33 protein-coding genes are annotated in these 26,466 nt (G+C 71.3%); 21 read left to right on the plus strand and 12 right to left on the minus strand.

What is annotated here, in order from left to right; genetic code table 11:
- Nucleotides 1–14 precede the first annotated feature (14 nt).
- Entirely contained in the window at nucleotides 15–932 is a 918-nt protein-coding gene (locus DI005_RS05425; RefSeq protein ID WP_112268953.1) for an acetaldehyde dehydrogenase (acetylating), read from the plus strand.
- Nucleotides 929–1,954, plus strand: coding sequence for a 4-hydroxy-2-oxovalerate aldolase (gene dmpG / locus DI005_RS05430; protein ID WP_113641417.1), 1,026 nt, complete (start codon nucleotides 929–931; stop codon nucleotides 1,952–1,954). The genes DI005_RS05425 and dmpG overlap by 4 nt, the downstream gene beginning before the upstream one ends.
- Here dmpG and DI005_RS05435 read toward each other — a convergent pair whose 3' ends face one another.
- Nucleotides 1,955–2,563 (minus strand): TetR/AcrR family transcriptional regulator, encoded by a 609-nt coding sequence (locus DI005_RS05435; RefSeq protein WP_112268957.1) that lies wholly within the window; start codon nucleotides 2,561–2,563, stop codon nucleotides 1,955–1,957.
- A 75-nt stretch (nucleotides 2,564–2,638) separates the two neighbouring features.
- Here DI005_RS05435 and DI005_RS05440 point away from each other — a divergent pair, with 75 nt between their 5' ends.
- From DI005_RS05440 to DI005_RS05455, 4 genes are all read left to right on the plus strand, one after another.
- Entirely contained in the window at nucleotides 2,639–3,556 is a 918-nt protein-coding gene (locus tag DI005_RS05440) for an oxygenase MpaB family protein (protein ID WP_112268959.1), read from the plus strand.
- A 17-nt stretch (nucleotides 3,557–3,573) separates the two neighbouring features.
- On the plus strand, nucleotides 3,574–4,593 hold the full coding sequence (locus tag DI005_RS05445; protein ID WP_113641418.1) for an LLM class F420-dependent oxidoreductase: 1,020 nt from the start codon (nucleotides 3,574–3,576) through the stop codon (nucleotides 4,591–4,593).
- A gap of 73 nt (nucleotides 4,594–4,666) precedes the next feature.
- Nucleotides 4,667–5,992, plus strand: a complete 1,326-nt coding sequence (locus DI005_RS05450) for an MFS transporter (RefSeq protein ID WP_112268962.1) — start codon at nucleotides 4,667–4,669, stop codon at nucleotides 5,990–5,992.
- Nucleotides 5,989–7,416 (plus strand): aminotransferase class V-fold PLP-dependent enzyme, encoded by a 1,428-nt coding sequence (locus DI005_RS05455; protein WP_113641419.1) that lies wholly within the window; start codon nucleotides 5,989–5,991, stop codon nucleotides 7,414–7,416. The genes DI005_RS05450 and DI005_RS05455 overlap by 4 nt, the downstream gene beginning before the upstream one ends.
- Here DI005_RS05455 and DI005_RS05460 read toward each other — a convergent pair.
- From DI005_RS05460 to mrf, 4 genes are read right to left on the minus strand one after another with little or no spacing between them, the layout of a single operon-like run.
- Complete coding sequence (locus tag DI005_RS05460) at nucleotides 7,395–8,207, minus strand: class I SAM-dependent methyltransferase (RefSeq protein ID WP_112268966.1); 813 nt, start codon at nucleotides 8,205–8,207, stop codon at nucleotides 7,395–7,397. The genes DI005_RS05455 and DI005_RS05460 overlap by 22 nt on opposite strands.
- The gene (gene rpmF / locus DI005_RS05465; protein WP_113641420.1) at nucleotides 8,204–8,362 is read right to left on the minus strand and encodes a 50S ribosomal protein L32; all 159 of its coding nucleotides are present in this window, start codon (nucleotides 8,360–8,362) and stop codon (nucleotides 8,204–8,206) included. Before rpmF ends, DI005_RS05460 begins: the two co-directional genes overlap by 4 nt.
- Complete coding sequence (locus DI005_RS05470; protein ID WP_112268970.1) at nucleotides 8,362–8,619, minus strand: type B 50S ribosomal protein L31; 258 nt, start codon at nucleotides 8,617–8,619, stop codon at nucleotides 8,362–8,364. Before DI005_RS05470 ends, rpmF begins: the two co-directional genes overlap by 1 nt.
- Nucleotides 8,616–9,869: a ribosome hibernation factor-recruiting GTPase MRF gene (gene mrf / locus DI005_RS05475; RefSeq protein ID WP_113641421.1), complete on the minus strand. Its 1,254-nt coding sequence runs from the start codon at nucleotides 9,867–9,869 to the stop codon at nucleotides 8,616–8,618. The genes DI005_RS05470 and mrf overlap by 4 nt, the downstream gene beginning before the upstream one ends.
- A 50-nt stretch (nucleotides 9,870–9,919) precedes the next feature.
- Between mrf and rpmB the strand changes: the two genes are divergently transcribed.
- The 5 genes from rpmB to cobA all read left to right on the plus strand — a co-directional run bounded on the left by rpmB (nucleotide 9,920) and on the right by cobA (nucleotide 12,487).
- The gene (gene rpmB, locus DI005_RS05480; protein WP_112268974.1) at nucleotides 9,920–10,156 is read left to right on the plus strand and encodes a 50S ribosomal protein L28; all 237 of its coding nucleotides are present in this window, start codon (nucleotides 9,920–9,922) and stop codon (nucleotides 10,154–10,156) included.
- A gap of 1 nt (nucleotide 10,157) precedes the next feature.
- Complete coding sequence (gene rpmG, locus DI005_RS05485; RefSeq protein WP_110335620.1) at nucleotides 10,158–10,322, plus strand: 50S ribosomal protein L33; 165 nt, start codon at nucleotides 10,158–10,160, stop codon at nucleotides 10,320–10,322.
- Nucleotides 10,322–10,627: a 30S ribosomal protein S14 gene (gene rpsN, locus DI005_RS05490; protein WP_113641422.1), complete on the plus strand. Its 306-nt coding sequence runs from the start codon at nucleotides 10,322–10,324 to the stop codon at nucleotides 10,625–10,627. Before rpmG ends, rpsN begins: the two co-directional genes overlap by 1 nt.
- 8 nt (nucleotides 10,628–10,635) lie before the next feature.
- A complete protein-coding gene (rpsR, locus tag DI005_RS05495) occupies nucleotides 10,636–10,878 on the plus strand; it encodes a 30S ribosomal protein S18 (protein WP_113641423.1) in 243 nt (80 codons plus the stop codon).
- A gap of 379 nt (nucleotides 10,879–11,257) precedes the next feature.
- Nucleotides 11,258–12,487 (plus strand): uroporphyrinogen-III C-methyltransferase, encoded by a 1,230-nt coding sequence (gene cobA / locus DI005_RS05500; protein WP_113641483.1) that lies wholly within the window; start codon nucleotides 11,258–11,260, stop codon nucleotides 12,485–12,487.
- Here cobA and DI005_RS05505 read toward each other — a convergent pair.
- Complete coding sequence (locus DI005_RS05505) at nucleotides 12,475–13,350, minus strand: alpha/beta fold hydrolase (protein WP_112268980.1); 876 nt, start codon at nucleotides 13,348–13,350, stop codon at nucleotides 12,475–12,477. The two genes, cobA and DI005_RS05505, sit on opposite strands and share 13 nt — an antisense overlap.
- A gap of 56 nt (nucleotides 13,351–13,406) precedes the next feature.
- On the opposite strand from DI005_RS05505, the gene DI005_RS05510 reads away from it, so the two are divergent.
- From DI005_RS05510 to DI005_RS05545, 8 genes are all read left to right on the plus strand, one after another.
- Nucleotides 13,407–14,258 (plus strand): crotonase/enoyl-CoA hydratase family protein, encoded by an 852-nt coding sequence (locus tag DI005_RS05510; RefSeq protein ID WP_113641424.1) that lies wholly within the window; start codon nucleotides 13,407–13,409, stop codon nucleotides 14,256–14,258.
- Between the two features lie 12 nt (nucleotides 14,259–14,270).
- Nucleotides 14,271–15,992 (plus strand): AMP-binding protein, encoded by a 1,722-nt coding sequence (locus DI005_RS05515; protein ID WP_113641425.1) that lies wholly within the window; start codon nucleotides 14,271–14,273, stop codon nucleotides 15,990–15,992.
- Between the two features lie 301 nt (nucleotides 15,993–16,293).
- Nucleotides 16,294–16,488 carry a hypothetical protein gene (locus DI005_RS05520; RefSeq protein ID WP_112268986.1) on the plus strand — a complete coding sequence of 65 codons (195 nt, stop codon included), beginning with the start codon at nucleotides 16,294–16,296 and terminating at the stop codon, nucleotides 16,486–16,488.
- Nucleotides 16,489–16,522: 34 nt separating this feature from the next.
- Nucleotides 16,523–17,161 (plus strand): CDP-alcohol phosphatidyltransferase family protein, encoded by a 639-nt coding sequence (locus DI005_RS05525; protein ID WP_112268988.1) that lies wholly within the window; start codon nucleotides 16,523–16,525, stop codon nucleotides 17,159–17,161.
- A 90-nt stretch (nucleotides 17,162–17,251) separates the two neighbouring features.
- Nucleotides 17,252–17,635 carry a glycine cleavage system protein GcvH gene (gcvH, locus tag DI005_RS05530; RefSeq protein WP_113641426.1) on the plus strand — a complete coding sequence of 128 codons (384 nt, stop codon included), beginning with the start codon at nucleotides 17,252–17,254 and terminating at the stop codon, nucleotides 17,633–17,635.
- Nucleotides 17,636–17,730: 95 nt separating this feature from the next.
- Nucleotides 17,731–18,195, plus strand: coding sequence for a glycogen accumulation regulator GarA (gene garA / locus DI005_RS05535; RefSeq protein WP_110335627.1), 465 nt, complete (start codon nucleotides 17,731–17,733; stop codon nucleotides 18,193–18,195).
- Entirely contained in the window at nucleotides 18,192–18,947 is a 756-nt protein-coding gene (locus tag DI005_RS05540; RefSeq protein WP_170200554.1) for a MerR family transcriptional regulator, read from the plus strand. The genes garA and DI005_RS05540 overlap by 4 nt, the downstream gene beginning before the upstream one ends.
- Before the next feature lie 246 nt (nucleotides 18,948–19,193).
- Entirely contained in the window at nucleotides 19,194–19,667 is a 474-nt protein-coding gene (locus tag DI005_RS05545) for a bifunctional nuclease family protein (protein ID WP_110335629.1), read from the plus strand.
- A 13-nt stretch (nucleotides 19,668–19,680) separates the two neighbouring features.
- Here DI005_RS05545 and DI005_RS05550 read toward each other — a convergent pair whose 3' ends face one another.
- On the minus strand, nucleotides 19,681–20,313 hold the full coding sequence (locus DI005_RS05550; RefSeq protein ID WP_113641427.1) for a TetR/AcrR family transcriptional regulator: 633 nt from the start codon (nucleotides 20,311–20,313) through the stop codon (nucleotides 19,681–19,683).
- Nucleotides 20,314–20,566: 253 nt separating this feature from the next.
- On the opposite strand from DI005_RS05550, the gene DI005_RS05555 reads away from it, so the two are divergent.
- The gene (locus tag DI005_RS05555) at nucleotides 20,567–21,133 is read left to right on the plus strand and encodes a MerR family transcriptional regulator (RefSeq protein ID WP_112268995.1); all 567 of its coding nucleotides are present in this window, start codon (nucleotides 20,567–20,569) and stop codon (nucleotides 21,131–21,133) included.
- 21 nt (nucleotides 21,134–21,154) lie between these two features.
- On the opposite strand, the gene DI005_RS05560 is transcribed toward DI005_RS05555, so the two are convergent.
- Nucleotides 21,155–21,517 (minus strand): nuclear transport factor 2 family protein, encoded by a 363-nt coding sequence (locus tag DI005_RS05560; protein ID WP_113641428.1) that lies wholly within the window; start codon nucleotides 21,515–21,517, stop codon nucleotides 21,155–21,157.
- Between the two features lie 124 nt (nucleotides 21,518–21,641).
- On the opposite strand from DI005_RS05560, the gene DI005_RS05565 reads away from it, so the two are divergent.
- The gene (locus DI005_RS05565) at nucleotides 21,642–22,448 is read left to right on the plus strand and encodes a helix-turn-helix domain-containing protein (RefSeq protein ID WP_369973555.1); all 807 of its coding nucleotides are present in this window, start codon (nucleotides 21,642–21,644) and stop codon (nucleotides 22,446–22,448) included.
- Here the strand turns inward: DI005_RS05565 and DI005_RS05570 are convergent.
- The 4 genes from DI005_RS05570 to DI005_RS05585 form a co-directional block, all read right to left on the minus strand.
- A complete protein-coding gene (locus tag DI005_RS05570) occupies nucleotides 22,435–23,100 on the minus strand; it encodes a substrate-binding domain-containing protein (protein ID WP_113641429.1) in 666 nt (221 codons plus the stop codon). The genes DI005_RS05565 and DI005_RS05570 overlap by 14 nt on opposite strands.
- Nucleotides 23,101–23,221: 121 nt before the next feature.
- Nucleotides 23,222–24,094 (minus strand): 3-methyladenine DNA glycosylase, encoded by an 873-nt coding sequence (locus DI005_RS05575; RefSeq protein WP_113641430.1) that lies wholly within the window; start codon nucleotides 24,092–24,094, stop codon nucleotides 23,222–23,224.
- A gap of 3 nt (nucleotides 24,095–24,097) precedes the next feature.
- Complete coding sequence (locus DI005_RS05580) at nucleotides 24,098–25,147, minus strand: hemolysin family protein (protein WP_112269006.1); 1,050 nt, start codon at nucleotides 25,145–25,147, stop codon at nucleotides 24,098–24,100.
- The gene (locus DI005_RS05585) at nucleotides 25,144–26,460 is read right to left on the minus strand and encodes a hemolysin family protein (RefSeq protein ID WP_112269008.1); all 1,317 of its coding nucleotides are present in this window, start codon (nucleotides 26,458–26,460) and stop codon (nucleotides 25,144–25,146) included. The genes DI005_RS05580 and DI005_RS05585 overlap by 4 nt, the downstream gene beginning before the upstream one ends.
- Nucleotides 26,461–26,466 lie beyond the last annotated feature (6 nt).

The raw sequence follows: 26,466 nt of genomic DNA on the forward strand, positions 1-26,466 counted from the left end.
GACCGTCCTTGGCCATGAGCGAAGCCCGAGCGGTGGCCGCGATCGTCGGCCCCGGCAACATCGGCACCGACCTGCTCGCCAAGCTGCGGCGCAGCGAGCGGATCGACGTGCGGTACATGGTCGGCATCGACCCGGCGTCGGAGGGACTCACGCGCGCCGAGGCGCAGGGCGTGCGCACCTCGGCCGAGGGGGTCGACTGGCTGCTGGCTCAGGACGAGCGGCCCGACCTCGTATTCGAGGCGACGTCGGCGAAGGCCCACCTGGCGAGCGCGCCGCGCTACGCCGAGGCGGGGATCCAGGCCATCGACCTGACCCCCGCCGCCGTCGGCCCGTTCACGTGCCCGGTGGTGAACCTGCCCGAGCAGCTCGACGCCCCGAACCTCAACATGATCACCTGCGGCGGCCAGGCCACGATCCCGATCGTGCACGCGGTCTCCTCGGTGACGCCGGTGTCCTACGCCGAGATCGTCGCGTCGGTCTCCTCGCGCTCGGCAGGCCCCGGCACCCGCGCCAACATCGACGAGTTCACCGAGACCACCGCGCACGGCATCGAGCAGGTCGGCGGGGCCGCCAAGGGCAAGGCGATCATCATCATCAACCCGGTGGAGCCTCCGATGATCATGCGGGACACCGTGTTCTGCGCGATCGACCCCGACGCCGACCGGGACGCCGTCAGCGAGTCGATCCACCGCAGGGTCGGCGAGGTCCAGGCCTACGTTCCCGGCTACACCCTCAAGGCCGACCCGCAGTTCGACGACCCCCGGCCCGGCTGGAACGGCAAGGCCAGGGTCGCGGTGTTCCTGGAGGTGGCAGGCAACGGCGACTACCTGCCGACGTACGCGGGCAACCTCGACATCATGACCGCCGCGGCGGCGCGGGTCGGCGAGCTGCTCGCCGGGCGGGTCATCGAGAACAAGGCGGTGCGCGCATGAGCGAGCGGGTCCGGCTGGTCGACACGACGCTGCGTGACGGCAGCCACGCGATGGCACACCAGTTCACCGAACGGAACGTGCGCGACACCGTGCGCGCGCTCGACGACGCCGGGATCTCGCTCATCGAGGTCACCCACGGCGACGGGCTGGGCGGGTCGACGTTCAACTACGGGTTCTCGCTCGTCGACGAGCGGGAGCTGATCGCCGCGGCCGCCGACGAGGCGAAGCAGGCGAAGATCGCCGTGCTGCTGCTGCCCGGCCTCGGCACGGTCACCGACATGAAGGCCGCCGCGGATCTCGGCGCCGGAGCGGTGCGCATCGCGACCCACTGCACCGAGGCCGACGTCTCGATCCAGCATTTCACCGAGGCGCGCGGGCTCGGGCTCGAGACCGTCGGCTTCCTGATGCTCGCCCACATGTCCGAGCCGGAGGCTCTCGCGAAGCAGGCCCGCATCATGGTCGACGCGGGCTGCCAGTGCGTGTACGTCGTGGACTCGGCGGGCGCGCTGATCCTGGAGGACGCCTCCGACCGCGTCGCGGCGCTGGTCGCCGAGGTCGGAGACCAGGCCCAGGTCGGCTACCACGGCCACCAGAACCTCAGCTTCGGCGTCGCCAACTCCGTGCTCGCCTACCGGGCTGGAGCCCGGCAGATCGACGGGTCCCTGCTCGCGCTCGGCGCGGGAGCGGGCAACTCGCCGACCGAGGTCCTGGCGGCGACGTTCGAACGGCTCGGCGTCGAGACCGGTGTGGACAAGGACGTGCTGATGGACGCGGCCGAGAGCGTGGTGAAGCCCTACATCACGCGCCTGCCCGTGATGGACCGATCCTCGATCGTCCAGGGCTTCGCGGGCGTGTACTCCAGCTTCCTGCTGCATGCCGAGCGCGCCGCCGAGCGCTACGGCGTGCCGGCTCACGAGATCCTGTACCGGGTGGGGGAGCGCCGTTACGTCGGCGGCCAGGAGGACATGATCATCGGCATCGCACTGGAGCTGGCCGAGGAGAAGAAGAGCAAGAGCGCGTGATCAGCTGTGCAGTGCGTTGGCGCCGAGCACGAGCCGCACGCAGTGCGCGATCAGTCGCTCGCGGCTGACGTCGAGGCTGCCGCCGAGGTAGGCGGTGAACAGGTTGGCGAGGCCGCCGACGAGGGCGGTCGCGGTCATGGCGCGGTCGCCCTCGTCCACCTTGTCGGAGAGTTGTTCTCTGACGAGCTCGGCGAACATCGGGATGCGCTCGGTGCCGCGCCGGTTGAGGGCGGGGTCGGCGAGCGGGGCGAGCAGCAGCACGCGGCCCTTGCGCGGGTCGTCGAGGATGAGGGTGACGAACGCGGTGACGGCGGCCTCGGCCCTGGCCTCTGCGCCCCGCCCCGCGGTGTCCACGGCCTCCACCAGCGTGCGGTGGGCGTCATGGACCACGCCTTCGTACACGGCGAGGATCAGCTCGTCGCGGTCGGCGAAGTTCTCGTAGAAGTACCGCTCGGTGAGCTTCGACTGCCGGCACACGGCCCGCACGCTCACCGCGCCGCTGCCCCCGGAACCGAGCAGGTCGAGCCCGGCGTCGAGCAGCTGGCGGCGCCGCATGGCCCTGCGGTCGGTCAGCGTGGTGCCCGCCCACGTGCGGCCCTCGACGGTCATCGCCTCGCCCCTCAATTGACTACGAACGTTGTCAATCCTAGCCTGACAACACACGTAGTCACTTGGGAGTGGGACATGACACAGGTCGAGCCACTGGGCCCCGACTCGCTGACCTGGCGGATCTTCGGCGACTGGCGTGGGCTGCTCATCGCCTTGTGGGCGGGCTCCATGCAGAACATGCACCCCGAACTGGGGGCGGGCGTGGAGGAGCACTCGCGGTTTTTCAATGAGCGCTGGGAACGGCTCTTCCGGTCGCTCTACCCGATCGGCGGCGTGGTCTACGACGGCGACCGGGCGCACCGGACCGCGCTGGAGGTCCGCGGCTACCACGACACGATCAAGGGAGTCGACTCCCGGGGCCGCCGCTACCACGCGCTGAACCCGGGCACGTTCTACTGGGCGCACGCCACGTTCTTCGTCAGCACCCTGCTGATCGCCGAGAACTTCATGGGCGGGCTCACCGAACAGCAGAAGCGGACGCTGTTCGACGAGCACGTGCGCTGGTACCGGATGTACGACATGTCCATGCGCCCCGTGCCGAAGACGTGGGAGGAGTTCGGCGAGTACTGGGACCACATGTGCCGCGAGGTGCTGGAGGACAACAAGGCCACGCGCGACGTGCTGGACATCAAGGAGATCGCCAAGCCGGCCGCGCTGCCCTGGCTGCCGGACGCGGTGTGGCGGGCCGTGCGCGGGCCCGCGATGCGCGGCTTCGTGTGGCTCACCGTGGGGATGTACGACGAGCCCATCCGGAAGAAGCTCGGCTACACCTGGAGCGCCCGCGACGAACGGCTGCACCGGCTGGTCGGCAAGGCGATCGGCGCCGCGTTCCGGTTCGTGCCGTTCGAGCGCCGCTACCACCCGCGCGCCCGCGCGGGCTGGCGCCGCGCACTCGGCAAGGACCCCGCGAACGCCCCGCTGGTGCACACGCCGGCGCGTAACCTACCCCCTGTCGAGGAACGCGACTCGCCGACGCACTACTCGCCGGCCTGACCGTCGAAGGAGACAACGTGAAGCTGGGCTACCACATCGGTTACTGGTCCTCGGGTCCGCCGGAGGGCGCGCTGGAGGCGATCCGCGCGGCCGAGGAACTGGGCTTCGACTCGGTGTGGACGGCCGAGGGATACGGCTCCGACGCGCTGACCCCGCTCGCGTGGTGGGGCGCGTCGACCTCGCGCGTCACGCTCGGCACCAACATCGTCCAGATGTCGGCGCGAACGCCGACCGCCACCGCGATGGCCGCGATGACGCTCGACCACCTCAGCGGCGGCCGGTTCGTGCTCGGCCTCGGCGCCTCCGGCCCGCAGGTGGTGGAGGGCTGGTACGGCCAGCCGTATCCCCGGCCGCTCGCCCGCACCCGCGAGTACGTGGAGATCGTGCGCAAGGTCGTCGCCCGCGAGGAGCCGGTGACCCACAGCGGCAAGCAGTACCAGCTGCCGCTGGCCGGGGGCACCGGGCTCGGCAAGCCGCTCAAGTCGACCGTGCATCCGCTGCGCAAGCACATCCCCATCTACCTCGCGGCCGAGGGGCCGAAGAACGTGGCGCTGTCGGCGGAGATCTGCGACGGTTGGCTGCCCCTGTTCTTCTCGCCGCGCACCAACGGCTTCTACCGCGCCGCGCTGGAGGAGGGCTTCGCCCGCCGCGCGGAGCCCGCCGGCGACTTCGAGGTGGCCGCGTCGGTGCCGGTCATCGTGCACGACGACGTGGAAGAGGCGGCACAGGCGATCAAACCCGCGCTCGCCCTCTACATCGGCGGAATGGGCGCGAAGGACGTCAACTTCCACCACGACGTGTTCGCGCGCATGGGCTACGAGGAGGTGGCCGACAAGGTCCAGGACCTCTACCTCGGCGGGCACAAGGCGGAGGCGACCGCGGCCATCCCCACGAAGCTCGTGGAGGACACGGCGCTGATCGGCCCGCCCGCGAAGATCCGCGACGAGCTGGCGGCATGGGAGGAGTCGGTGGTGACCACGCTGCTCGTGCGCGGCGACGCGGCCACCCTGCGCACCGTGGCCGACGTGCTGTCCTGACCGTGGCCCGCCTCACCGGCGAGCACGGGAGGGTGGAACGATTCCCTCACCTGATCCGCTGGCGAGGAGGACCATGTCGGCACTGGGGACGAGAACCCGTCTCGGTTACTCGCTCGGCTCGTTCGTCACCGGCGCCTTCGGCACGGTGCCCGGGTTGCTGTTGCTGCCGTACCTGACAGACACGATGGCCGTGCCCGCCGCCGCGGCGGGCGCCATCGTGCTGCTGCCCAAGGCGTGGGACGTGCTGTTCAACCCCGTCGCCGGCCGGATCTCCGACGCGGGCCTGGCCAAGCGGGGCAGCAGGCGGCGCTCGCTGCTTCTCGGCGGGCTGGTGCTGGCGGTGTTCTTCGCGGCGTTGTTCGCCCACCCCGGCTTCGCCAACGTGGGCCTCGACTCCGCCTACGTGGTGCTGATGTTCTTCGTGTGCGCCACGGCGTTCGCGTTCTTCCAGGTGCCGTTCAACGCGCTGCCCGCGGAGCTGACCGAGGGCTATCACGAGCGCACCCGGATCACCACGTGGCGGATCGGCGTGCTGGCCCTGGCGATCCTCGTCTCCGGTGCCGTGGCCCCGGCGATCGCCGAGTCGATCGGCGGCGTCGACGGCTACCGGGTGATGGGCGTATTCGTCGCCGTGCTGATCGTCATGGGCACGCTGTCGGTGTACTTCGGCATCAAGGGCGCGCCCGCGGGCAAGCTGCTGCAGCCGAGCCCGACCTGGCGCGAGCTGTTCGACACGATGAAGGAGTGGAAGCCCTTCCGCTGGCTGCTGAGTGTCTACTTCGTCCAGTCGCTGGGCGTGGCGACGCTGCTGGCCGGGGTGAGCTACGTGGCCCGGTACGTGCTGGGCGACGCCGGCCTGCAGTCGATGCTGTTCGCCGGGTTCGTCGGTCCGGCGCTGCTGGTGATGCCGCTGTGGGACCGGCTGGGCCGCTCCGGCGGGAAGCTCGTGGGCTTCCGCGTCGCCACGGCGGCGTTCGCGGTGGCGTTGCTGGGCCTGGTGTTCGCGCAGTCGCTGCCGACCGCGGTGGTGTTCGCCTTCGTCGCGCTCGCCGGGGTCGGTTACGCGGGCATCCAGGTGTTCCCGCTCGCGATCCTGCCGGACCTCATCTCGGCGGAGGAGGAGCGGACGGGCGCCACGCGCGCCGGGATCACCGCGGGTGTGTGGACGGCGGCGGAGACGCTCGGTCTCGCGCTGGGCCCCGGCCTGTTCGGCCTCGTGCTCGCCACGGGCGGCTATCTGTCCAGTGTGGACTCCTCAGCCGCCCAGCCGGACAGCGCGATCACCGCGATCACGCTCGGCTTCTCGGCGCTGCCCGCCGTGCTGATCCTGCTCGGCATCCCGCTGCTGCGGCGTAGCGTGCTCGAGACCGACCGCAGGCCCGCGGAGGCCGGGGCATGAGCGCCGAGGACGTGCTCGCCGAGGTGGCGGCGCTGCGCGACGGCGACCTGCCCACCCACGGCGGCCGCACGCTGGCCTACGTCTACGACAGCGGGCTCGCCGGGCTCGACGAGCTCGGCGCGAAGGCCCACGCGCTCGCCTCGTCGGCCAACGGCCTCGACCCGACGGCGTTCCCGAGCCTGCTGCGCATGGAGAACGACCTCGTGGCCGCCGCGGCGGCGCTCCTCGGCGGCACGCCGGAGACCGTCGGCTCGGTGACCTCGGGCGGCACGGAGTCGTGCCTGCTCGCCGTGCTCGCCGCGCGCGAGGGCCGCCGCGACGTCGCGGAGCCGAACATGGTGCTGCCCACCACCGTGCACGCCGCGTTCCGCAAGGCGGCGCACCTGTTCGGCGTCCGCGCGGTGGACGTGCCCGTCGACCCGGTGACGTTCCGCGCCGACCCGGAGGCGATGGCGGCGGCCATCGACGAGAACACGGTCCTGGTGGTGGCGAGCGCGCCGTCCTACGCCCACGGCGTGGTGGACCCCGTCGCCGAGATCGCGCGGGCGGCCTCGGCGAAGGGCGTGCGCCTGCACGTCGACGCGTGCATCGGCGGCTGGGTGCTGCCGTACCTGCGGCGCGCCGGTGCGACCGTCCCGCCATTCGACTTCACGGTCCCCGGCGTCACCAGCATCTCCGTGGACCTGCACAAGTACGCCTACTGCCCCAAGGGCGTCTCGGTGCTGCTGCACGCCGATGCGAGCCTGCGCCGGGGTCACTACTTCGCGAGCGCCGACTGGCCCGGGTACACGATGCTCAACACCACGCTGCAGTCGACGCGCTCGGGCGGCCCGCTCGCCGCGGCGTGGGCGGTGGTGCGCCACGTCGGCGACGCCGGGTACGAGCGGCTCGCCCGCGACACGCTGGCCGCCGTGGCGGAGATCCGCGCCGGGGTGGAGAAGGTCGACGGCCTGCGCGTGCTGGGCTCCCCTGACTCGACACTGCTGGCGCTCGCGCTCGAAGGGGATCCCGGGTTCGACCTGTTCACCGTGGCCGACGAGATGAAGGACCGCGGCTGGTACGTGCAGCCGCAGTTCGCGCACGGCGCCTCGCCCGCCAACCTGCACCTGACGATCACGGCGGCCAACCGGGGCGGCGAGGCGGCGTTCGTCGCCGACCTCGCCGCCTCCGTCGCCGCCGCGCGTGAGGCGGGTCCTGTGGTGGTGGGCGGGGAACTGGAGCAGCTGATCGCCGCGCTCGACCCCGAGCAGTTGACGCCCGAGCAGTTCGAGGGCCTGCTCGCCGGGGCCGGCCTCACCGGCGGCGCCGGGCTGCCGGAGCGAATGGCACAGATCAACGCGCTGCTCGCCGTCGCGCCCGCGCGCCTGCGGGAACGCCTGCTCCTTGAATTCCTCGGGCTGCTCTACCGCCCGCCGTCGCGGTGACCGACGCCGATCAACGAGCTGCCGTCGAGCGTGTCGATCCCGGCCTCGCGGAGCCCGTCGAGGAACCGGGCCCGCACGCGCTCAAGAGCCTCGGGCCCGAGGCCCTGGACGAACCCGCGCATCGCCGCGCCGAGGTAGAACGTCCACGCGTCGTCGGGATGCAGCGGCTGGACGTACCGCACCTGGTGCACGGTGATGTCGCGCAGCCCGAGCGAGGACAGCCACGCGCTGAGCTTTTCCTCGGTGTCGACCCGCTCGCTCGCGTTCGGCTTGCCCGCCTGCCCGGCGAGTTCCGGTCGTTCGGGAAGGGCGGCGTCGCGGCCCACCGGGACGATGCGCGCCATTCCATCCGCCAGCCACGTGCTGACCGCGAACCGCCCACCCGGCCGCAGCCTGCCCACCAGCGTGCGCGCGCCCTCGTCCATGTCCGGGAAGAAGAACACGCCGTACGCCGACTGCACCACGTCGTAGGGCCCGCCGTCGTGGCTGAGCACGTCGGCGGTCTCGAAGCGCGCCTGTGTCAGGCCCAAAGCCTCCGCCTCGCGTGCGCCCCGATCGACGAGCCGCTCGGCCAGGTCCACGGCGTGCACCACACCAGCCGGGCCGACGGCGCGGGCGGCGGGAATCGCGGAGGCACCCGCGCCGCAGCACGCGTCGAGCACCCGCTCGCCGGGCGCCGGCCGCGACACCGCCGTGAGGAGCTCGCCCAGCGGACGCCACAACCTCGCCGACCACAGTGCGAACTCGTCGTGCGCGGCGCTGAAGACGTCGCCGACGCCACCGGCGCTCACCGGCCGAACCGCTGGAAGTGCTTGACGAGCCTGCGCGGCACGAGCATCCGCTCGCCCTCCACCGTGATCGGCACCAGGTCGGGCGGCGTGGCCTTCCACTGCGACCGGCGCGAACGGCTGTTGCTGCGCGACATCCTGCGCTTGGGAACGGCCATCATCGCCTGCCCTTCCGCGTGCCGTAGCGGCGGTGGAACTTCTCGACCTGACCCGCGGAGTCCATGATACGGCGCGTGCCGGTCCAGAACGGGTGCGACCACGCGCTCACGTCGACGAGCACGAGCGGGTAGGTGTTGCCGTCGCTCCACTCGATGGTGCGCTCCGACGTGATGGTGGAGCGGGTGAGGAAGGCGTCGCCGGTGGCGGAGTCCTTGAACACCACGGGGTGGTAGTCGGGATGGATGCCGGGTTTCACGGTGTGTCGTCCTTTCCGGAGGGTGCGCCGACGTCGAAGCGGTCGGGCGCGGGGTCGGTGTCCTCGCACGGCTCCTCGTGCCAGGAACCGAACGGGTCGGGGTAGCGGGCCCAGGCCTGCCTGCCCTCGGCGAGCTCGGCGTCGGTGAGCAGAGCCGCGCGCAGGGCGGCCTCGATCTCGCCGGGCTCGGCCAGGTGGGTCACGATCACGAGCTCCTGCGCGCGGTCGCCCCACACCGGGTCCCAGCGCAGTGACGCGAGGGTGCGCCGCTCGGCGGAGACGTCCTCCCACGCGGGCCCGTCGGTGGAGTCGAGCCACGGTCCGGCGTGTCCGATGCCGAGGCCGCCACCCGCCGACTCCACCCAGAACGCCACGTCCGGCTGGCTCGCCACCCACGCGCGGCCGCGCGTGCGCACCACGCCGTCGAGCAGCAGGTCGATCGCCTCGTGCAGGCGTTGCGGGTGGAACGGCCGCTGCGCCGTGAACGTCAGCACGCTCACGCCGCAGTCGGCGTGCAGCGGCGGCTCGCCGGACAGCAGCGCGCCGTGCGGGTCGGCGGGCTCGCCCCTGCGGGCGTGTTCCGGCACGGCGGCGAGCAGGCCCGCGATGTCCACACCGGACAGTTCCAGCAGCGGCACGGACGGCGCGACCCGTTCGAGGACGGCGCCGGTCTTGGCGGCGGTCCACGCGTCCGGCGCGCTGCCGGCGAACACGAGCACGTCGGCGAACTCCACCTGAGCCAGCGCCACCTGGGCGAGGGTGCGCTCGTCGTCGGGGGCGCCGCGCAGGCCGCGCTCCTCGAGAGTGTCGTCGCCGGTGGCGTCGGCGAGCCAGCTCGCGGCGTCCACCACGGTCACCACGGCCTCCACGTCGACGTCCTCGACCACGGGGCGGTCGCCGACGAGTACGTGGTGCAGCTCCCAGCACACGCGCTCGGGCTCCATCGACTCGTCGAGGCGCACGACGATCCGCTCCACGGCGGGCGTGGCGGCCAGCCTTCGCAGCAGGGGCAGCAGGTCGTGCCGGAGCGTGCAGGACACGCAACCGTGGTCGAGCTCGAGTGTCACCAGCTGGTCGCGCGGGCCTGCCTGCAGCCGCCGGTGGACTATCCCAGCGCCGATGTTGCGGAGGTCGTAGTGGACGACCGCCGTGCCGCGGCCGGTCGCGCGGAACCTCTCCGCGAGGTGCGCGACGGGCCCGGAGGAGAGGCCGCTGATCAGGACGAGGGGCACACGGTGCTTGTCGGTCACGTCGTGTACTGTAAATGAAAACGGTTATCAATATCAAAGAGGGAGGGTGTGTGTCCGCGATCTGCCAGGTCACCGGCCGCAAACCAGGGTTCGGCAAACAGGTCTCGCACTCCCACCGCCGCACGTCGCGGCGCTGGGACGTCAACGTGCAGACGCGCAGGTACTGGGTGCCGAGCGAGAACCGCTGGGTGCGCCTGCGCGTGTCGGTGAAGGGCATGAAGACGATCGACAAGCGCGGGATCGACGCCGTGGTCGCCGAGCTGCGCGCGAAGGGGGTCAAGCTCTGACATGGCCCGCAACGACGTCCGGCCGATCATCAAGCTCCGGTCCACCGCAGGCACCGGCTACACCTACGTGACCAGGAAGAACCGCCGCAACGACCCCGATCGCATGGTGCTGCGCAAGTACGACCCGCGCGCCCGCCGCCACGTCGAGTTCCGCGAGGAGCGCTGATGGCCAAGAAGTCGAAGATCGCCCGCAACGAGCAGCGCAAGACGATCGCCGCCCGGTACGCGGAGCGCCGTGCGGAGCTGAAGGCCGTGATCCGCTCGCCACGGTCCACCCCGGAGGAGAAGGCAGCCGCCGTCTCCGCGCTGCAGGCGATGCCGCGCGACGCCAGCCGCACGCGTATCCGCAACCGCGACGCCGTGGACGGCCGCCCGCGCGGGTACTTCCGCGCGTTCGGCCTCTCCCGGATCCGGCTGCGGGAGATGGCGCACCGGGGCGAGCTGCCCGGCGTGAGCAAGTCGAGCTGGTGAGGAGCGACGTGGCGAAGACCGACCGGGTGCGTCCCGGCAAGCGCAAGCGGAACCTGTTGCGGGCCGAGCGCGTGGAGTACGTCGACTGGAAGGACGTCGACCTCCTGCGCAAGTTCATCTCCGACCGGGGCAAGATCCGCGCCCGGCGGGTCACCGGCCTCACCCCGCAGGAACAGAAGCAGGTCGCCACGGCGATCAAGAACGCCCGTGAGATGGCCCTGCTGCCGTACCCGGCGCCGAAGCGAGCCTGACCAACGGCCCCCAAGGCCACCTTTGTTGCTCCCACCCGTCTCCCGCCGCCACCCGAACGGAGACGCTGCGCGCCGCAGTGCTCGGTCCACGCAACAAAGGTGGCCTTGGGGGCAGGTCTGCCGTCCCTGTGATGCTGGCCGCACCTTGCGGCCACGGCGGTGCCCTCGGCGCGCCGGCGCCGCACCGCGTTCGCCGGATGACCCGCGCCCGAGGCCGCCCGCGGGATCTGGGCCGGTGCGGGAAAAGCCCCGGTCACGGGCGGTTGGGGCCGTGGTCAGGGTGGTCGTCGGCGATCGGCGCTCCGTGGCCGGGGCGGCACCGCGGGACGCCGCAACCCTGATCGCGCGCCCGCGAACGCCGGGCGGCATGCTTGCACGCATGGCGGACGAGCAGCACTACCTGGTCGGGCTTGACCTCGCGGGACGCCGCGTGGTCGTGATCGGCGGCGGCACGGTCGCGCAGCGACGGCTGCCGCGGCTGACCAGAGCCGGTGCCGTGGTGGAGCTGATCTCGCCCGAGACCACCCCATCCGTGAGCGCGATGGCCGACGCCGGTGAGCTCACCTGGCATCGGCGGACCTACCGCGATGGCGACCTCGATGGCGCCTGGTACGCGCTGGCGCTCACCGACGACCCCGAGGTCAACGCCGCCGTGTGCGCGGAGGCCGAGCGCTCACGGGTGTTCTGCGTGCGCGCCGACAACGGCATCGAGGGCAGCGCCGTCACCCCCGCGTCTGGCGAGCACGACGGGCTGCTGCTCGGTGTCCTCTCCGGCGGCAACCCGCGCCGCTCCGCCGCCGTGCGTGACAGCGTGCTCGACGGCCTGCGCGCACGTACCGTCGCCGACCCCGGCGAGGACGTCGAACGGGAGCAGGCCGGGGTCGCGCTGGTCGGCGGAGGGCCCGGCGACCCGGAGCTGATCACCGTCCGTGGCCGCCGCCTGCTGGCAAGGGCCGACGTCGTGGTGGTCGACCGGCTCGCCCCGCGGGAGCTGCTCGACGAGCTGCCGCCGCACGTCGAGGTGATCGACGCCGCGAAGATCCCCTACGGCCGCGCCGCGAGCCAGGACGTGATCAACAAGGCGCTCGTCGACAACGCCAGGGCCGGCAAGTTCGTGGTGCGCCTCAAGGGCGGCGACCCCTACGTCTTCGGCCGCGGCTTCGAGGAGGTGCTCGCGTGCGCCGAGGCGGGGGTGCCCGTCACGGTCGTGCCCGGCATCACCAGCGCCTTCGCCGTGCCCGCCGTCGCCGATGTCCCCGTGACCCACCGCGGCGTGGCCCACGAGGTCGTGGTCGTCTCCGGCCACGTGCCGCCGGGGCACGAGCAGTCCCTGGTCGACTGGAACGCGCTGGGGCGGTTGCGCGGCACCGTCGTGCTCATGATGGGCGTGGAGCGGATCGAGCAGTTCGCCGAAGCGCTGGTGAAGGCGGGCCGCCCCGCCGACACGCCGGTCGCGATGATCCAGGACGGCACGATGCGCACCCAGAAGGTGGTGCGCTCGACGCTCGAGGAGATCGCGGTGGACGCCGCGGCGGCCGGGATCAAACCGCCCGCCGTGACCGTGATCGGACCGGTCGCCGACGTCGGCGCCCTGGTTCAGCGCTCGTAGCGGTCGCGGACGAACCCGGTGATCCGCTCGGTCAGCCGCGCCGGGTCGAAGCGGAGCTCCACCGGACTGCGGGCCTGGACGAACTCGGCGTCCGGGAGGTCGGCCGCGAGCGTGTCGGCGTCGCCGAAGGGGTGGATCGGGTCGCGCTGGTGGCCGATCACCAGCGCCGGGATCCGGATCTCCCCGCGCACCGACCTCGGCGGCGCGATCCGGCCGAAGAACACGCCGTGCAGCAGCGCGGCCATCGCCGCCGGGCGCTGGTCGAGCGTGTCGGTGACGACGTCGACCCACTGGTTGCCGTGCGGGACCCGGCGGGCGAGCGCGCCCACCGCGCGAACCGTGACCGGCAGGAAGCGCGCGGCGAACAGCAGCGGGCCGAACGTGAGCAGCCCGGCCACGATGGCGTTGTCCAGCACCGGCATCTCGACGATCAGCCCCTGCACGCGCTCGGGCGCCTCGACGGCGACCTCCAGAGCGACGTTGGCGCCCAGCGACGTCCCGCCGACCACGGCGCGCTCGATGCCGAGGTGGTCGAGCAGGGCGACCGTCTGCTCCGCGAACGCGGGCATCGAGTACAGCCACGAGTCGGCGGGCCGGTCGGAGTCGCCGTGCCCGAGCAGGTCGAGCGTCACCACGCGGAAGCCGTCGGCGGCGAGCTTGCGGGCCAGCGGCGCGTGCATACGGCGGCTGAACATGATCCCGTGCGTCAGCACCACGACGTCGGGGCCCGAGCCGTACTCGGTGTAGGCGAGGCGGTGTCCGTCGAGGCCGCCGAACTCGAACGAGCCCACCAGCTCCAGTGGCCGGGGCGGGCGCCGGCGCGGGGCGGGTAGCGGCTCGTCGAGTGCCGTGACGCTGGTCATGGGCTCAGGCTAACGTGACTGGCCGCCCCGGCACGGCGTACGTCAGGATGACACCCATGACCGATCCCGCCGGAAACGCCGAAAACCTGCAGAACCTGGTGTCGCTCAAGGTGGAGCGAGCCGGGCACGTCGCGGAGGTGACGCTGCTCGGCCCCTCGAAGGGCAACGCCATGGGCCCCGACTTCTGGCGGGAGCTGCCGCTGGTCTTCCGCGCGCTCGACGACGACCCCGAGGTCAGGGCGATCGTGCTGACCGGCAGCGGCGCGCACTTCTCCTACGGGCTCGACCTGCCCGCGATGCTGCCCGGCTGGTCCGAGTACCTCGCCGGGGACGCGCAGGCGGGGCCGAGGACGAAGTTCCTCGCCGAGATCCGCAGGCTCCAGGAGTCCGTGGGCGCCGTCGCCGCCACCCGGAAGCCCGTGATCGCCGCGGTGTCCGGCTGGTGCATCGGCGGCGGGGTCGACGTGATCGCCGCCGCCGACATCCGGCTGGCCAGCGCCGACGCGAAGTTCAGCGTCCGCGAGGTCAAGGTCGCGATCGTGGCCGACCTCGGCAGCCTCCAGCGCCTGGCCGGGATCATCGGCGAGGGGCACCTGCGCGAGCTCGCGTTCACCGGCCGCGACATCGACGCCGCGCGCGCCGAGAGGATCGGCCTCGTCAACGACGTCTACCCGGACCAGGACGCCGTGCTCGCCGCGGCCAGGGAGCTGGCGAACGAGATCGCCGCCAACCCTCCGCTGGTCGTGCAGGGGGTCAAGGACGTACTGTCCGTCGGCGCCGGACAGCGGGTCGAGGCCGGGCTGCGGTACGTCTCGGCCTGGAACGCCGCGTTCCTGCCCAGCAAGGACCTCGGCGAGGCGGTACAAGCATTCATGGAACGGCGGGCCCCCCAGTTCAGGGGCGAGTGAGAGAGGGAGATCGTGGGCAACGACGCTGCGACGGCTCATCAGCGGTTCCGCGAGGCGCGGGACTACCTCATCGCGCACCGCGAGGACTACGACACGGCCTACGCGAACTTCGCGTGGCCGGAGTTCACCGAGTTCAACTGGGCGCTCGACTGGTTCGACCGGATCGCCGCCGACCCCGCGAACGCCGAGCGCTACGCGCTGTGGATCGTCGAGGAGGACGGCACCGAGGGCCGCTGGACCTACCCCGAGCTGGCGCGCCGGTCCAACCAGGTCGCCAACTGGCTGCGCGCGCGGGGCGTGCGACGCGGTGACCGGCTCATCCTCATGCTGGGCAACCAGGTCGAGCTGTGGGAGACGATCCTCGCGGCGATCAAGCTCGGCGCCGTGATCATCCCCGCGTCGACACTGCTCGGCCCGGCCGACCTGCGCGACCGCGTCGACCGCGGCGCGGCCCGGCACGTCGTGATCCGCGCGGCCGACGCGGAGAAGTTCGCCGACGTGCCCGGCGACTACACGCGGATCGTCGTGGGGGAGCCCGTCGATGGCGCTGCCGGCTGGTTCTCGTTCGCCGACGCCTACTCCGCCGAGGGGGAGTTCACGCCGGACGGGCCGACCGCGGCGACCGACCCGCTGCTGCTGTACTTCACCTCCGGCACGACGGCGAAGCCGAAGCTCGTGCAGCACACGCACGTGTCCTACCCGGTGGGCCATCTGTCCACGATGTACTGGATCGGTCTCGAACCGGGCGACGTGCACCTGAACATCTCCTCGCCGGGCTGGGCGAAGCACGCGTGGAGCAACGTGTTCGCGCCCTGGAACGCCGAGGCGACCGTGTTCCTCTACAACTACACGCGCTTCGACGCTGGCGCGCTCATGGCGCAGATGGACCGCTGCGGCATCACGAGCTTCTGCGCGCCGCCCACCGTGTGGCGCATGCTGATCCAGGCCGACCTGACCGCGCTGAGCACGCCGCCGGCCAAGGTCGTCGGCGCGGGGGAGCCGCTCAACCCCGAGGTGATCGAGCAGGTCCGCAAGTCGTGGGGCGTGACGATCCGCGACGGCTTCGGGCAGACCGAGACGAGCGTGCAGATCGCGAACACCCCTGGGCAGGAGGTCAAGCCGGGCTCGATGGGCCGCGCCGTGCCGGGATTCGCGGTGGTGCTGGTCGATCCGGTCACCGGTGAGCGCACGGAGGAGGGCGAGATCTGCCTCGACCTGTCGCGCAGGCCGGTGGGGCTCATGGTGGGCTACGCCGACGACGAGGAGCGCACCGCGAGCGCGTTCGAGGGCGGCTATTACCACACGGGTGACGTGGGCTCGATCGACGAGCGCGGCTACATCACCTACGTGGGCCGTACCGACGACGTGTTCAAGGCCAGCGACTACCGGATCTCGCCGTTCGAGCTGGAGAGCGTGCTGCTGGAGCACGACGCCGTCGCCGAGGCCGCGGTGGTGCCGTCGCCGGACCCGCTCCGCCTGGCCGTGCCCAAGGCCTACGTCGTGCTCGCGGCCGGCCACGAGCCGGACGCCGCGACGGCGGAGAGCATCCTGGCCTTCTGCCGCGAGCATCTGGCTCCGTACAAGCGAATCCGCAGGCTCCAGTTCGCCGATCTGCCCAAGACGATCTCGGGCAAGATCCGGCGCGTGGAGCTGCGCGGCAAGGAGGACGAGGCCGGCCAGCAGCGCCCGGAGGGCGAGTTCCGCGAGGAGGACTTCCCGGGCCTGAAAGGCTAGGCACTACTCAGCGTGACGGCTGCCGCTTCTCTAGGATCCATTATAGACAGTCGATGACCAGCGGCGCCCGGTCGTTTCCCGATCGGCCGGGTGACGTTCGGCCTTATCGGCTAACGGATCGGCCGTGGGGACCGATGTACCTGGTGAGTGACGAACCGGCGGGTTTGCACCACGGGACCCGCCGGTTACCCCCGGCACTTCACCACGGATCCGACCACAGAGAGCGATGAGTACCGACAACGAGAACGGGACCGCGGTCCCGGCTTCGACAGCCACCACAGCCACCACAGCCAGGACACCCATGACCTCGACCGAACGGGCGGGCTCCCCGCCGACCACGCCGTGCACGGTCGTGTGGAGCCACGGCCGTCCCTACGTGCTCGAGAGCGGGCCGGGCCGGCCGCGGTGGATGGGCACCGACGACCACGGCAGGCCACAGGCGCTGACCAGGGAGGACCTGCGCCGCCGCGGGTGGAGCTACCGGCGGCACACCTGAGCGCGCGTTATCCGCGAACGGATACGGTGAACGCGTGACCGAGTCGGCGAGACCCCGCGAACACGCGGACGTACCGCAGGCGGCTCCCGAGCCGTCGCTGGCGCGACAGGCGCTCACCCTGCCGAACATCCTGTCGATCCTCCGCCTCGCCGGCGTGCCGGTGTTCCTGTGGCTCCTGCTCGGGCCGGAGGAGGACGGCTGGGCGCTGCTCGTGCTGGTGTTCGGCGCTCTCACCGACTGGCTCGACGGCAAGCTCGCCCGCTGGCTCGACCAGACCAGCAGGCTCGGCCAGCTGCTCGACCCCGCCGCCGACCGGCTCTACATCGTGGCCACGCTCGTGGCGTTCCTGGTCCGCGACATCATCCCGTGGTGGTTCGTCGCGGCGCTCGTCGCGCGCGAGCTGATCGTCGGCGTCGCACTGGTCATCCTGCGCCGCAACGGTTTCGCCCCGCCGGAGGTCACCTACGTCGGCAAGGGCGCCACCTTCTGCCTGATGTACGCGCTGCCGTTGCTGCTGCTCATCCAGGGCGACTCGCTCACGGCCGAGATCCTGCGGCCCATCGCCTACGCGTTCACCATCTGGGGCGGGCTGCTCTATCTGTGGTCCGGCGCGCTCTACGTCGTGCAAACCGTCAAGGCCGTGTCCGGCCGCCCGCTCGCGCACCGCGGGTGACGGACTGCCGTGCTTTTCGCGATCCCGCCTCGGCGTTGTGCGAAGATGCGCAGCACGCAGGCAGCGTAGGAGCACGAAAGGGGAACGGGGTTGTCCACTCCGGAAGAGCTGCGCTACACCGAGGAGCACGAGTGGGTCGCCGTCCGGGGCGGCGAGACCGTGCGCGTCGGGATCACCGAGTACGCGCAGGACCAGCTCGGCGACGTCGTGTTCGTCGATCTCCCCGAGGTCGGGCGCCAGGTGGACGCCGGTGACGTGTTCGGCGAGGTCGAGTCGACGAAGAGTGTCTCCGAGCTGTTCGCGCCGCTGGACGGCGAGATCGTGGCGGTGAACGACGCCGTGTCCGAATCGCCCGAGCTCATCAACAGCGACCCCTACGGTGAGGGCTGGCTCATCGAGATCAGGCTCGATGACGCGAGCACCGTGGAGGGCCTGCTCGACGCCGAGGCCTACCAACGCGTGACCGAGGGCTGATCAGGGGAGCCCCGGCGCCTTCGGCCGACCTGGCACGGTACGTTGGCTACACCACGTTTTCGATGACGACACTTCAGTGCGTAAGGAGAGCTCAGGTGAGCACGAACGACGGGCCCGGCGTTCCCCCGGAGCAGTCTCCGGAGCGGACCTCCGTATTCCGGGCCGACTTCCTGTCGGAGATGGAGGGACAGGAGGCACCTGCGGTCGAGCCGCAGGAGACGGGCGTCGACGCCCTGCCGTCGGGCTCCGCACTGCTCGTGGTCAAGCGCGGCCCCAACGCGGGTTCCCGTTTCCTGCTCGATCGTGACACCACGAGCGCAGGCCGCCACCCGGACAGCGACATCTTCCTCGACGACGTCACCGTCTCGCGCCGCCACGCCGAGTTCCGCCGGGAGGGCGGCGAGTTCGTGGTGATCGACGTGGGCAGCCTCAACGGGACCTACGTCAACCGCGAGCCGGTCGACCAGGCGGTGCTTGCGGGCGGGGACGAGGTCCAGATCGGCAAGTTCCGCCTCGTCTTCCTGACCGGTCCCGGGCACGGGGGTCAGGGGGCACAGTGACGGCTGCCGGGCGGCCACAGCGTGACGGGTTGAGCATCGGGGTCGTGCTCGCGCAGCTGCGCAAGGACTTCCCCGACGTCACCATCTCGAAGATCAGGTTCCTCGAGTCCGAGGGCTTGGTTCAGCCTGGTCGCACGCCGTCCGGCTATCGTCAGTTCACCCCCGCGGACGTGGAGCGGCTCCGGTTCGTCCTGGCGGCACAGCGTGATCACTACCTGCCGCTCAAGGTCATCAAGGAGCAGCTCGACGCCGCCGACCGCGGCGCCGAGCCCGCCGCGCCGTCTCCCCGGTTGCCCCGCAAGCTCGTCCCGCTGGGCTCGCCCGAGTCCAACGGCGGCTCGGCGCAGCTGCCCGGCGCGGATGACTTCGCGACCGACCGCGAGGTGCGGCTGACGCGGGAGGAGCTGCTGGCCGAGGCGGGAATCGACTCCGGGATGCTGCAGGAGTTGCAGCAGTACGGGTTGATCCGTCCCGGCGCCGCCGGCTTCTACGACACCGACGCCGTGCAGATCGCGAGAACCGTCAAGACCATGACGGAATTCGGTATCGAGCCGAGACATCTGCGCGCGTTCCGCGCGTCCGCCGACCGGGAAGTCGGGCTGCTGGAACAGATCGTGGCGCCCGTGTACCGGCACCACGACGCCGATGCGAAGGCGCGAGCGGACGAGCTGGTGCGGGAGCTGGCGGCGCTGTCGGTCGCGCTGCACACGTTGCTGGTCAAGGCGGGCATCCGGGGTGTGACCGGCGGATAGGCGGCGCTTCCGGCCCGCATGTGGTCATCGGTGTTCCGCGTGTCGCGTCTGTTACGCCACAGAGCGAACCCTCAACGATCTCACGCGGATGCCGTACGGTGAGTGCAAGGTTCGCGAAAACCGAGCCGGGCAGAAGTAGTTTCGAAGCGAGCACAGCGCCCGCATGACGGGTAGCGTCGACAGTGTCGATGCGAGATCCTCGTGAGAGCGCTGCAGCCCGCGCGCAGGAGAGGGAGGCGAAGCCCGATGAGCGAGATGCGCGTCGTCGGCGTACGGGTCGAGCTACCCGCCAATCAGCCGATTCTGTTGCTGCGGGAAACCGAGGGCGAGCGGTACCTCCCGATCTGGATCGGCTCGGTCGAAGCCACCGCGATCGCGTTGGAGCAGCAAGGTGTCCGGCCCGCCCGTCCGCTGACCCACGACCTGCTCAAGGAAGTCATCGGCGCACTCGGCCGCGAGCTCCAGCAGGTGATCATCACCGACCTGCGCGAGGGCACGTTCTTCGCCGAGCTGGTGTTCGACGGGGACATCCGGGTGTCGGCGCGGCCCAGCGACTCTGTCGCGCTCGCCCTGCGCGTGGGCGTTCCGATCCACGCGGAGGAAGGCGTGCTCGAGGAGGCCGGGCTGATCATCCCGGACGAGCAGGAGGACGAAGTGGAGAAGTTCCGCGAGTTCCTCGACTCCGTCTCCCCCGAGGACTTCCGGGGCGCCGACACCTGAGGCCGCCCCGGCCCTACGGCCGTGCCGCCCTGATGAACAGCTCCGCCAGCTCCCTGCCGTAGGCCTCGACATCGAGGTCCGGCTCCCTGGCGAGCCTGGCCGTGACGCCGTCGATGGCCTGGCGGATCGCCATCGCCATCACCTCGACGTCGAACTCGCCGAAGACCCCTTCGTGTTGTCCTTGCCGGAGCTGGCGCTCCAGCCTGCCGGTGGCGACGCCCTTCAGGACGAGCGGCACCATGGGCACCTCGCCCCCGGCCGCCGTGCCGGTGGCGATCTCCAGCAGCGCTCGCGCGTGGCGCGGGTGGTCGCCGAGGAAGGCGACCTCCGACCGGATGTAGGCGCCGAGCATCGCCGCCCGTTCGGTCTCGTCGCCCAGCCGCTGCTGCAGGAACCGGTCCTGCAGGTCGACGATCGCGCCGATCGTGGCCATGATCAGCTCGTCCTTGGTGCCGAAGTGGTACGAGATCATCCGGGTGCTGCTGAGCCCGGCCCGTTCCACGATCCGGGCGAACGACGTCTTCCGGTATCCCAGTTCCGCCATCGTGTCGATGGTCGCGTCGATGATCTGTGCCCGGCGCGCCTCCTCCGTGACCGTGAGGCCGAGGCCGCCGCCGAACTCTCTTGAATCCCTCTTTACCTGCATGAGTAAAAATTAACACAGCCAAGTAAAGGTCGCAAGGAGCAGGGAAGTCTCGATATCGACTTGAGGGTGCCCGCGCGTCGCGTTGACCGGCCCGCTGAGCAGGCATACCGTCGAGGGGACGATGAATCGCGCTGGTGTGATTAGCGCCTGACTGGGGCAGGCCCACGCCGCGTGACGGTCATACCGGTCGGCCCCGCCCCGGGGCCGGCGGTCTTGTTTCGCCGGTCGCGAGGCCGGGCGAGAGGAGGCATGCGTGGTCGAGGAGAGCCCGATCAGGGCCGCCGACGGCGAGCAGGGAGAGTTGTTTCCCGACGCGTCGCTGCCGGACGAGCTGGTTGGCTACCGCGGTCCCGCTGCGTGCCAGATCGCCGGTATCACGTACCGGCAGCTCGACTACTGGGCCAGAACCAAGCTCGTGATGCCGAGCATCCGCACCGCGCACGGCTCGGGTTCGCAGCGACTGTACTCGTTCAAGGACATCCTCGTCCTCAAGATCGTCAAGCGGCTGCTCGACACCGGTGTCTCGCTGCAGAACATCCGGGTCGCGGTGGACCATCTGCGGGCGCGGGGAGTGCGCGACCTCGCGCGCGTCACGCTCTTCTCCGACGGCACCACGGTGTACGAGTGCACCTCGCCCGAGGAGATCGTCGATTTACTGCAGGGCGGACAGGGTGTGTTCGGCATCGCCGTGAGCGGAGCCATGCAGGAGATCAGCGGAACGATCCACGAGTTCCCCGCGGAGCGCGCCGATGGCGGCGAGCTGGAGCCCGTCGTGCCCGACGAGCTCTCCGAGCGCCGCAAGGCCCGCCGCACCGGCTGACCTGAGACGTAACTTGACGGCTCAGGCGGGGACCTTGTCGAGGAAGCCGTATACCTTGCCGATGCGGTCCTCGCCCTCGGCGACGATCACGTCGAAGCCGATCACCACGGGCTCCGCGCCGTCCTGGCCGAGGTGCCAGGTGAACCGGGCCGTGTCGTGGTGACCGTCGACGGCCCCGCCGAGACTGAACGTCAGCCCCGCGAACTGCTCCTGCGCGCCCGCGACGAACGTGTCCACGCCGTCCCAGCCCCGGACGCTGCCGAGCGGGTCGGTGTACGTCGCGTCCTCGGTGAACAGCCGCTCGATGAGGGCACGCCGCGTGCCGGCGTCGGTGGCGTTCCAGATCTCCAGGTAGCGCTCGGCGAGGGTGGTGTACTCGGGCATTGTCGGAGCCTTTCTCGGAAGGTGCCGCGGTTCGTGTCCCCATCACCGTGCCCGTACGCGTGCCGCCCGTCGATTACCCTGGACGTCATGGCCGCGGCGAGGGCGCGGCCGTAGGTTGAGCCTCGTGACGACAGTGACGACCGCGCGCAGGCCTCCGGTTGGCGAGCTGCTGCGCGCGTGGCGGGACCGCCGCCGGATCAGCCAGCTCGACCTCGCCATCGCGGCCGACATCTCGACCCGGCACCTCAGTTTCGTCGAGACGGGCCGGTCCGCCCCGAGTCGCGACATGGTGCTGCGCCTCGGCGAGCACCTCGACGTCCCGCTGCGTGAGCGCAACCAGCTGCTGCTCGCCGCGGGTTTCGCTCCGGTGTACCCGGAGAGCTCGCTCGACGACCCCGAGCTGGCCGCGGTGCGCGACGCCGTGCGCAGGCTCCTCACCGGTCACGAGCCGTACCCGGCGGTGGTGATCGACCGCCGCTGGAACCTGCTCGAGGGCAACGCCGCGGTCGCCGTGCTGATCGAGGGCGTGGCGCCCGAGCTGATGGGACCGCCCGCCAACGTGCTGCGCGTGACGCTGCACCCCGACGGCATGGCGTCCCGCATCGTGAACCTGGGGGAGTGGCGGGCGCACCTGCTCGGCAGGCTGCGCCGCGAGGTCGCGGTCACCGCCGATCCGGAGCTGGCCGCGCTGCTGGAGGAGCTGCGCGGCTACCCGTGCGACGACGAGGTGCCCGAGGTCGAGATTCCCGGCCCCGGCGACTTCCTCGTGCCGCTGCGCCTGCGCCACGAGGGTCGTGAGCTGTCGTTCTTCAGCACCGTCGCCACGTTCGGCACGCCGTTGGACGTGACGCTGGCGGAGCTGTCGATCGAGTCGTTCTACCCGGCCGACGCGGAGACCGCCGAGGTGCTGCGCGGCGTCACGGCCTGCTGAGGCCGACCTCGTCGAAATGCTCGCGCTGCTCGGGGGCCAGCAGGTAGGCGCGGAAGGACTGGGCGGCCCGCTGCTGCGTCGCGTCCACCCCGTCGCCGGCGAGCGCCACGTACGGGAAGTCGCCCTGCTTGCCGGTGGCCACGGACTGGCCCTGCGAGCCGACGATGGCGGGCCGGCCCTCCGCCAGCTTCTCGGCCCACGACGCCGACTCGGGCAGCCATGCGGCGGGCGTGCCGCCACCCAGGGAGGCGGAGCTGCCGCGGCCGAGCAGAGCGTCGAGAACCCGGTCCGACTTGGCGGCGTGGACATCGACGGTCACGCAGTGGCCATGGACGACCGTGCGCTCGTCGTTCCACCGCATGGCCGACTTCGTCACCGGCTCCGCGGCGGCCGGCGCCACGACGACGCGCAGGACGCTGTCGCCCTCCTGGCAGTCCGACGCCTGTGCCTCGGCCCGGCTCGCCACCACGCCGTCGGCCCAGTTCCACCCGAACCAGCCGGTCACCAGCAGGCCGGCCAGCACGACGCACGCGATCGGCCACGCGGCCACCCGCCGCCGCGCGGCCTTGCCGACGGCCCGGTGGGTTCCGGTGGTGGTCCGGGCATCAGGACGCTCAGTAGCGGGTTCCTCGACCCTGCTGTGCCGCCCCATCGATGTCCTCTCGCCTTCCCGCACGGACGCTGAACACGCTCCGTGTACGTAGCCAAAACGTTATCACTCTAACAGGCGAGAACCCGTGCGGAATGTGACGCTGATCAGCTCCCCGAGACGATCACACGTCGTGCTCGGTGAGCAGCGTGCGGTAGTGCTCGATCAGCCTGGCGCGCAGTGGCGCGGCCCTGCGGGCGAACGCGGCCTGCTCGCGCGCGTACTCGGCGCGGCCCTCAGCGGTCTCGATCCGCACGGGGGAGTGGCCGAGCGAGGACAGGTCGTACGGGCTCGCGCGCATGTCGAGCAGCCGGATGTCGGCGGCGAGCGCGAAGCAGTCGCCGAGCAGCTCCGAGGGCACGAACGGGCCGAGCTTGTAGGCCCACTTGTAGAGATCCATGCCGACGTGAAGGCAGCCCGGCTGGTCCAGGTCGCGCTGGGTCTCGCGGGTGGGCCGCAGCTCGTTGCGCGGGCGGGCGGCGTCGGTGAAGAACCGGTACGCGTCGAAGTGCCCGCACCGCACGCCGAGCGACTCCACCACCTCGTCGGTGCCGCCGGAGCCGAGCCGCAGCGGCAGCTGCGCGTGCCGGACGTCCCCGGCGGGGAGGCGGTAGACCATGGCCCACTCGTGCAGGCCGAAGCAGCTCAGCCGGGGCCGGCGCGACGCGGTGGTCTCCAGCAGCGAGAGCACGTACCGCGAGGTCCGGACGTGCCGCTCGGTGAACGCGCGCGGGTCGAGCGTGATACCGCCGTCGACCTCCTGGTAGCCCTTCCGGTCGAGGAACCGCCGTGCCGACGGCCCGCCGAGCACGACGCCTGGTCCGGGCTGCCAGCGCTCCAGGTGCGACGGCGGATGCGAGTAGTAGGTGAACAGGAAGTCCAGCACCGGGTGCTTCTCACCGAGCGAACGGCGCCGCTGGTGCGGCACCGTCCACTCGCGCATCCGCTCGACGTGCACGTCCTCGCGCGCCCGCCACTCCCGCTCGGCAAGCCACATGGGTTACATGGTGACGTGCGTGCCGTCGCGGACGGTACCCACGTACTCCTCGACGAGGTCCTCCAAGGCCACGATGCCCACGACCCTGGCCGAGCTGTCGACCGCCTTCGCCAGGTGGCTGCCCTCGCGGCGCATCGCGGAGAGCGCGTTGTCGAGCCGGGCGTAGAGCGGCAGCTCGGTCAGGTTGCGGGTCTTGGCCACCGGAACCGTGGTCGCCGGGTCGTCGCCGACCTGGTCGAGCACGTCCTTGACGTGGATGTAGCCGGTCAGCTCGCCGTTCTCGGTGCGCACGGGGAAGCGCGAGAACCCGGTCTCCGACACGGCCCGCTCGACATCGCCCACGGTCGGCCCCGGGGCCAGCGTGGTCAGCTCCTCGACGGGCACCAGCACGTCCGCGACCGTCTTCTCCACCGACGACAGGGTCTGGGTGAGCCTGCGGTGCTCGGAGTGCTCCAGCAGGCCCTCGCGGCGCGACTCGCTGAGCAGCTCGGCCAGCTCGTCGGAGGTGTAGCCGGCGTCGATCTCGTCCTTGGGCTCCACCCGCATCAGTCGCAGCACGCCGTTGGCGAGGCCGTTGAGCAGCCAGATGAACGGCTTCACCAGCCGCACCCACGCGACGTGCACCGGCACGAGCCACAGGGCGAGGCGCTCGGGCTCGGCGATGGCGATGTTCTTCGGCACCATCTCGCCGATCAGCACGTGCAGCAGCGTGATCGCCACGAGCGTCACGGTGAACGAGACCGCGTGCACGAGGTAGATCGGCAGGGGCACCCCGAGCGCCGCCACGGCGGCCTCCAGCTGGTGGGCCACCGCGGGCTCGCCGAACTGCAGCAGGAGCAGCGAGCAGATCGTGATGCCCAGCTGCGCGCCCGCGAGCATGAGCGAGACGTGCCTGCCTGCGTTGAGGACGATCCTGGCGCGGCCCTTGCCCTGCTCCAGCAGCGCCTCGAGCCGGTCTCGCCGCGAGGAGATGAGCGAGAACTCGGCGCCGACGAAGAAGGCGTTGCACAGCAGCAGTACGCCGATGAGCGAGATCGCTACCCAGTCGTTCACGGGCTCACCTCGCGGCGCTGCACGTTGACCTCGGCGATGCGATGGCGGTCCATGCTGGTCACGACCAGCCGCCAGCCGTCGAGGTCGAGGGCGTCACCGACGTCCGGGATGTGGCCAAGGCGCTCCAGGAGCAGCCCGGCGATGGTCTCGTAGTCACCCTCGGGCATCCGGAAGCCGGTGACGTCGAGGACCTCGTCGTCGCGCAGCTGCCCGGACACCATCCAGGAGTCGGACGTGAGCTGCTGCGACGCGGGCTGCTCTCGCTCGTCGTGCTCGTCGCGGACGTCGCCGATGATCTCCTCGACCACGTCCTCGAGCGTCACCAGCCCGGCGCTGCCGCCGTACTCGTCCACGACGATCGCGAGCTGGAAGCGGGAGTCCCGCAGCCGGTTGAGCAGCGAGTCGCCGGGCAGCGACTCGGGAACCGTCGGCACCGGCCGCATCACCGACGAGATCGGCACGGTGCGGCGCTCGGCGGCGGGCACGGTGAACGCCTGCTTGACGTGCACGGCGCCCTGCACGTCGTCGAGGTCCTCCCGGTAGACGGGGAAGCGCGAGAAACCGGTGCGGCGCGACAGCTCGACGAGGTCGTGCACGGTGTCGTCCATGCGCAGCGACTCCAGGCGCACGCGTGGCGTCATCAGCTCGCCCGCCGTGCGCTCGCCGAACCGCAGCGAGCGGTCGAGCAGCTGGGCCGTGGAGACGTCGAGCGTGCCGGTCTGCGCGCTCGTGCGCACGATCGAGCCGAGCTCCTGCGGCGAACGTGCCGAGCGGAGCTCCTCCTGCGGCTCGATGCCGAGCTTGCGGACGACCCAGTTGGCGCTGTTGTTCATGAGCGTGATGAGCCAGCGGAACAGCGCGGAGAACCGGGAGTGGTAGCCGGCGACCGCGCGGGCCGTCTGCAGCGGGCGCGCCACGGCGAGGTTCTTGGGCACCATCTCGCCGATCACCATCGACAGCGTTGTCGCCAGCAGCATCGCGACGACCAGCGACGTTCCGGCGGCGGCGCGGTCGGAAAGGCCGAGCTCGGTGAGCCAGGGCCTGATGATCCCGCCCAGCAGCGGCTCGGCGACGTAACCGGTGACCAGCGTGGTGAGCGTGATGGCGACCTGCGCGCCCGAGAGCTGGAACGACAGCGTGCGGTGGGCTTTCAGCAGGGTCTTCGACCTGCGGTCGCCCACCTGGCGGATGTTGGACTCGATGGTGCTGCGCTCGAGCGTCGTCAGGGAGAACTCCGCGGCCACGGCCAGGCCGGTTCCGACGGTCAGCAGGACGACGAACAGGACGCCGAGGACGGTGAGCACGACTTCCATCAGCGC

Source organism: Prauserella sp. PE36 (assembly GCF_003311655.1).
Lineage (GTDB): Bacteria > Actinomycetota > Actinomycetes > Mycobacteriales > Pseudonocardiaceae > Prauserella_A > Prauserella_A endophytica.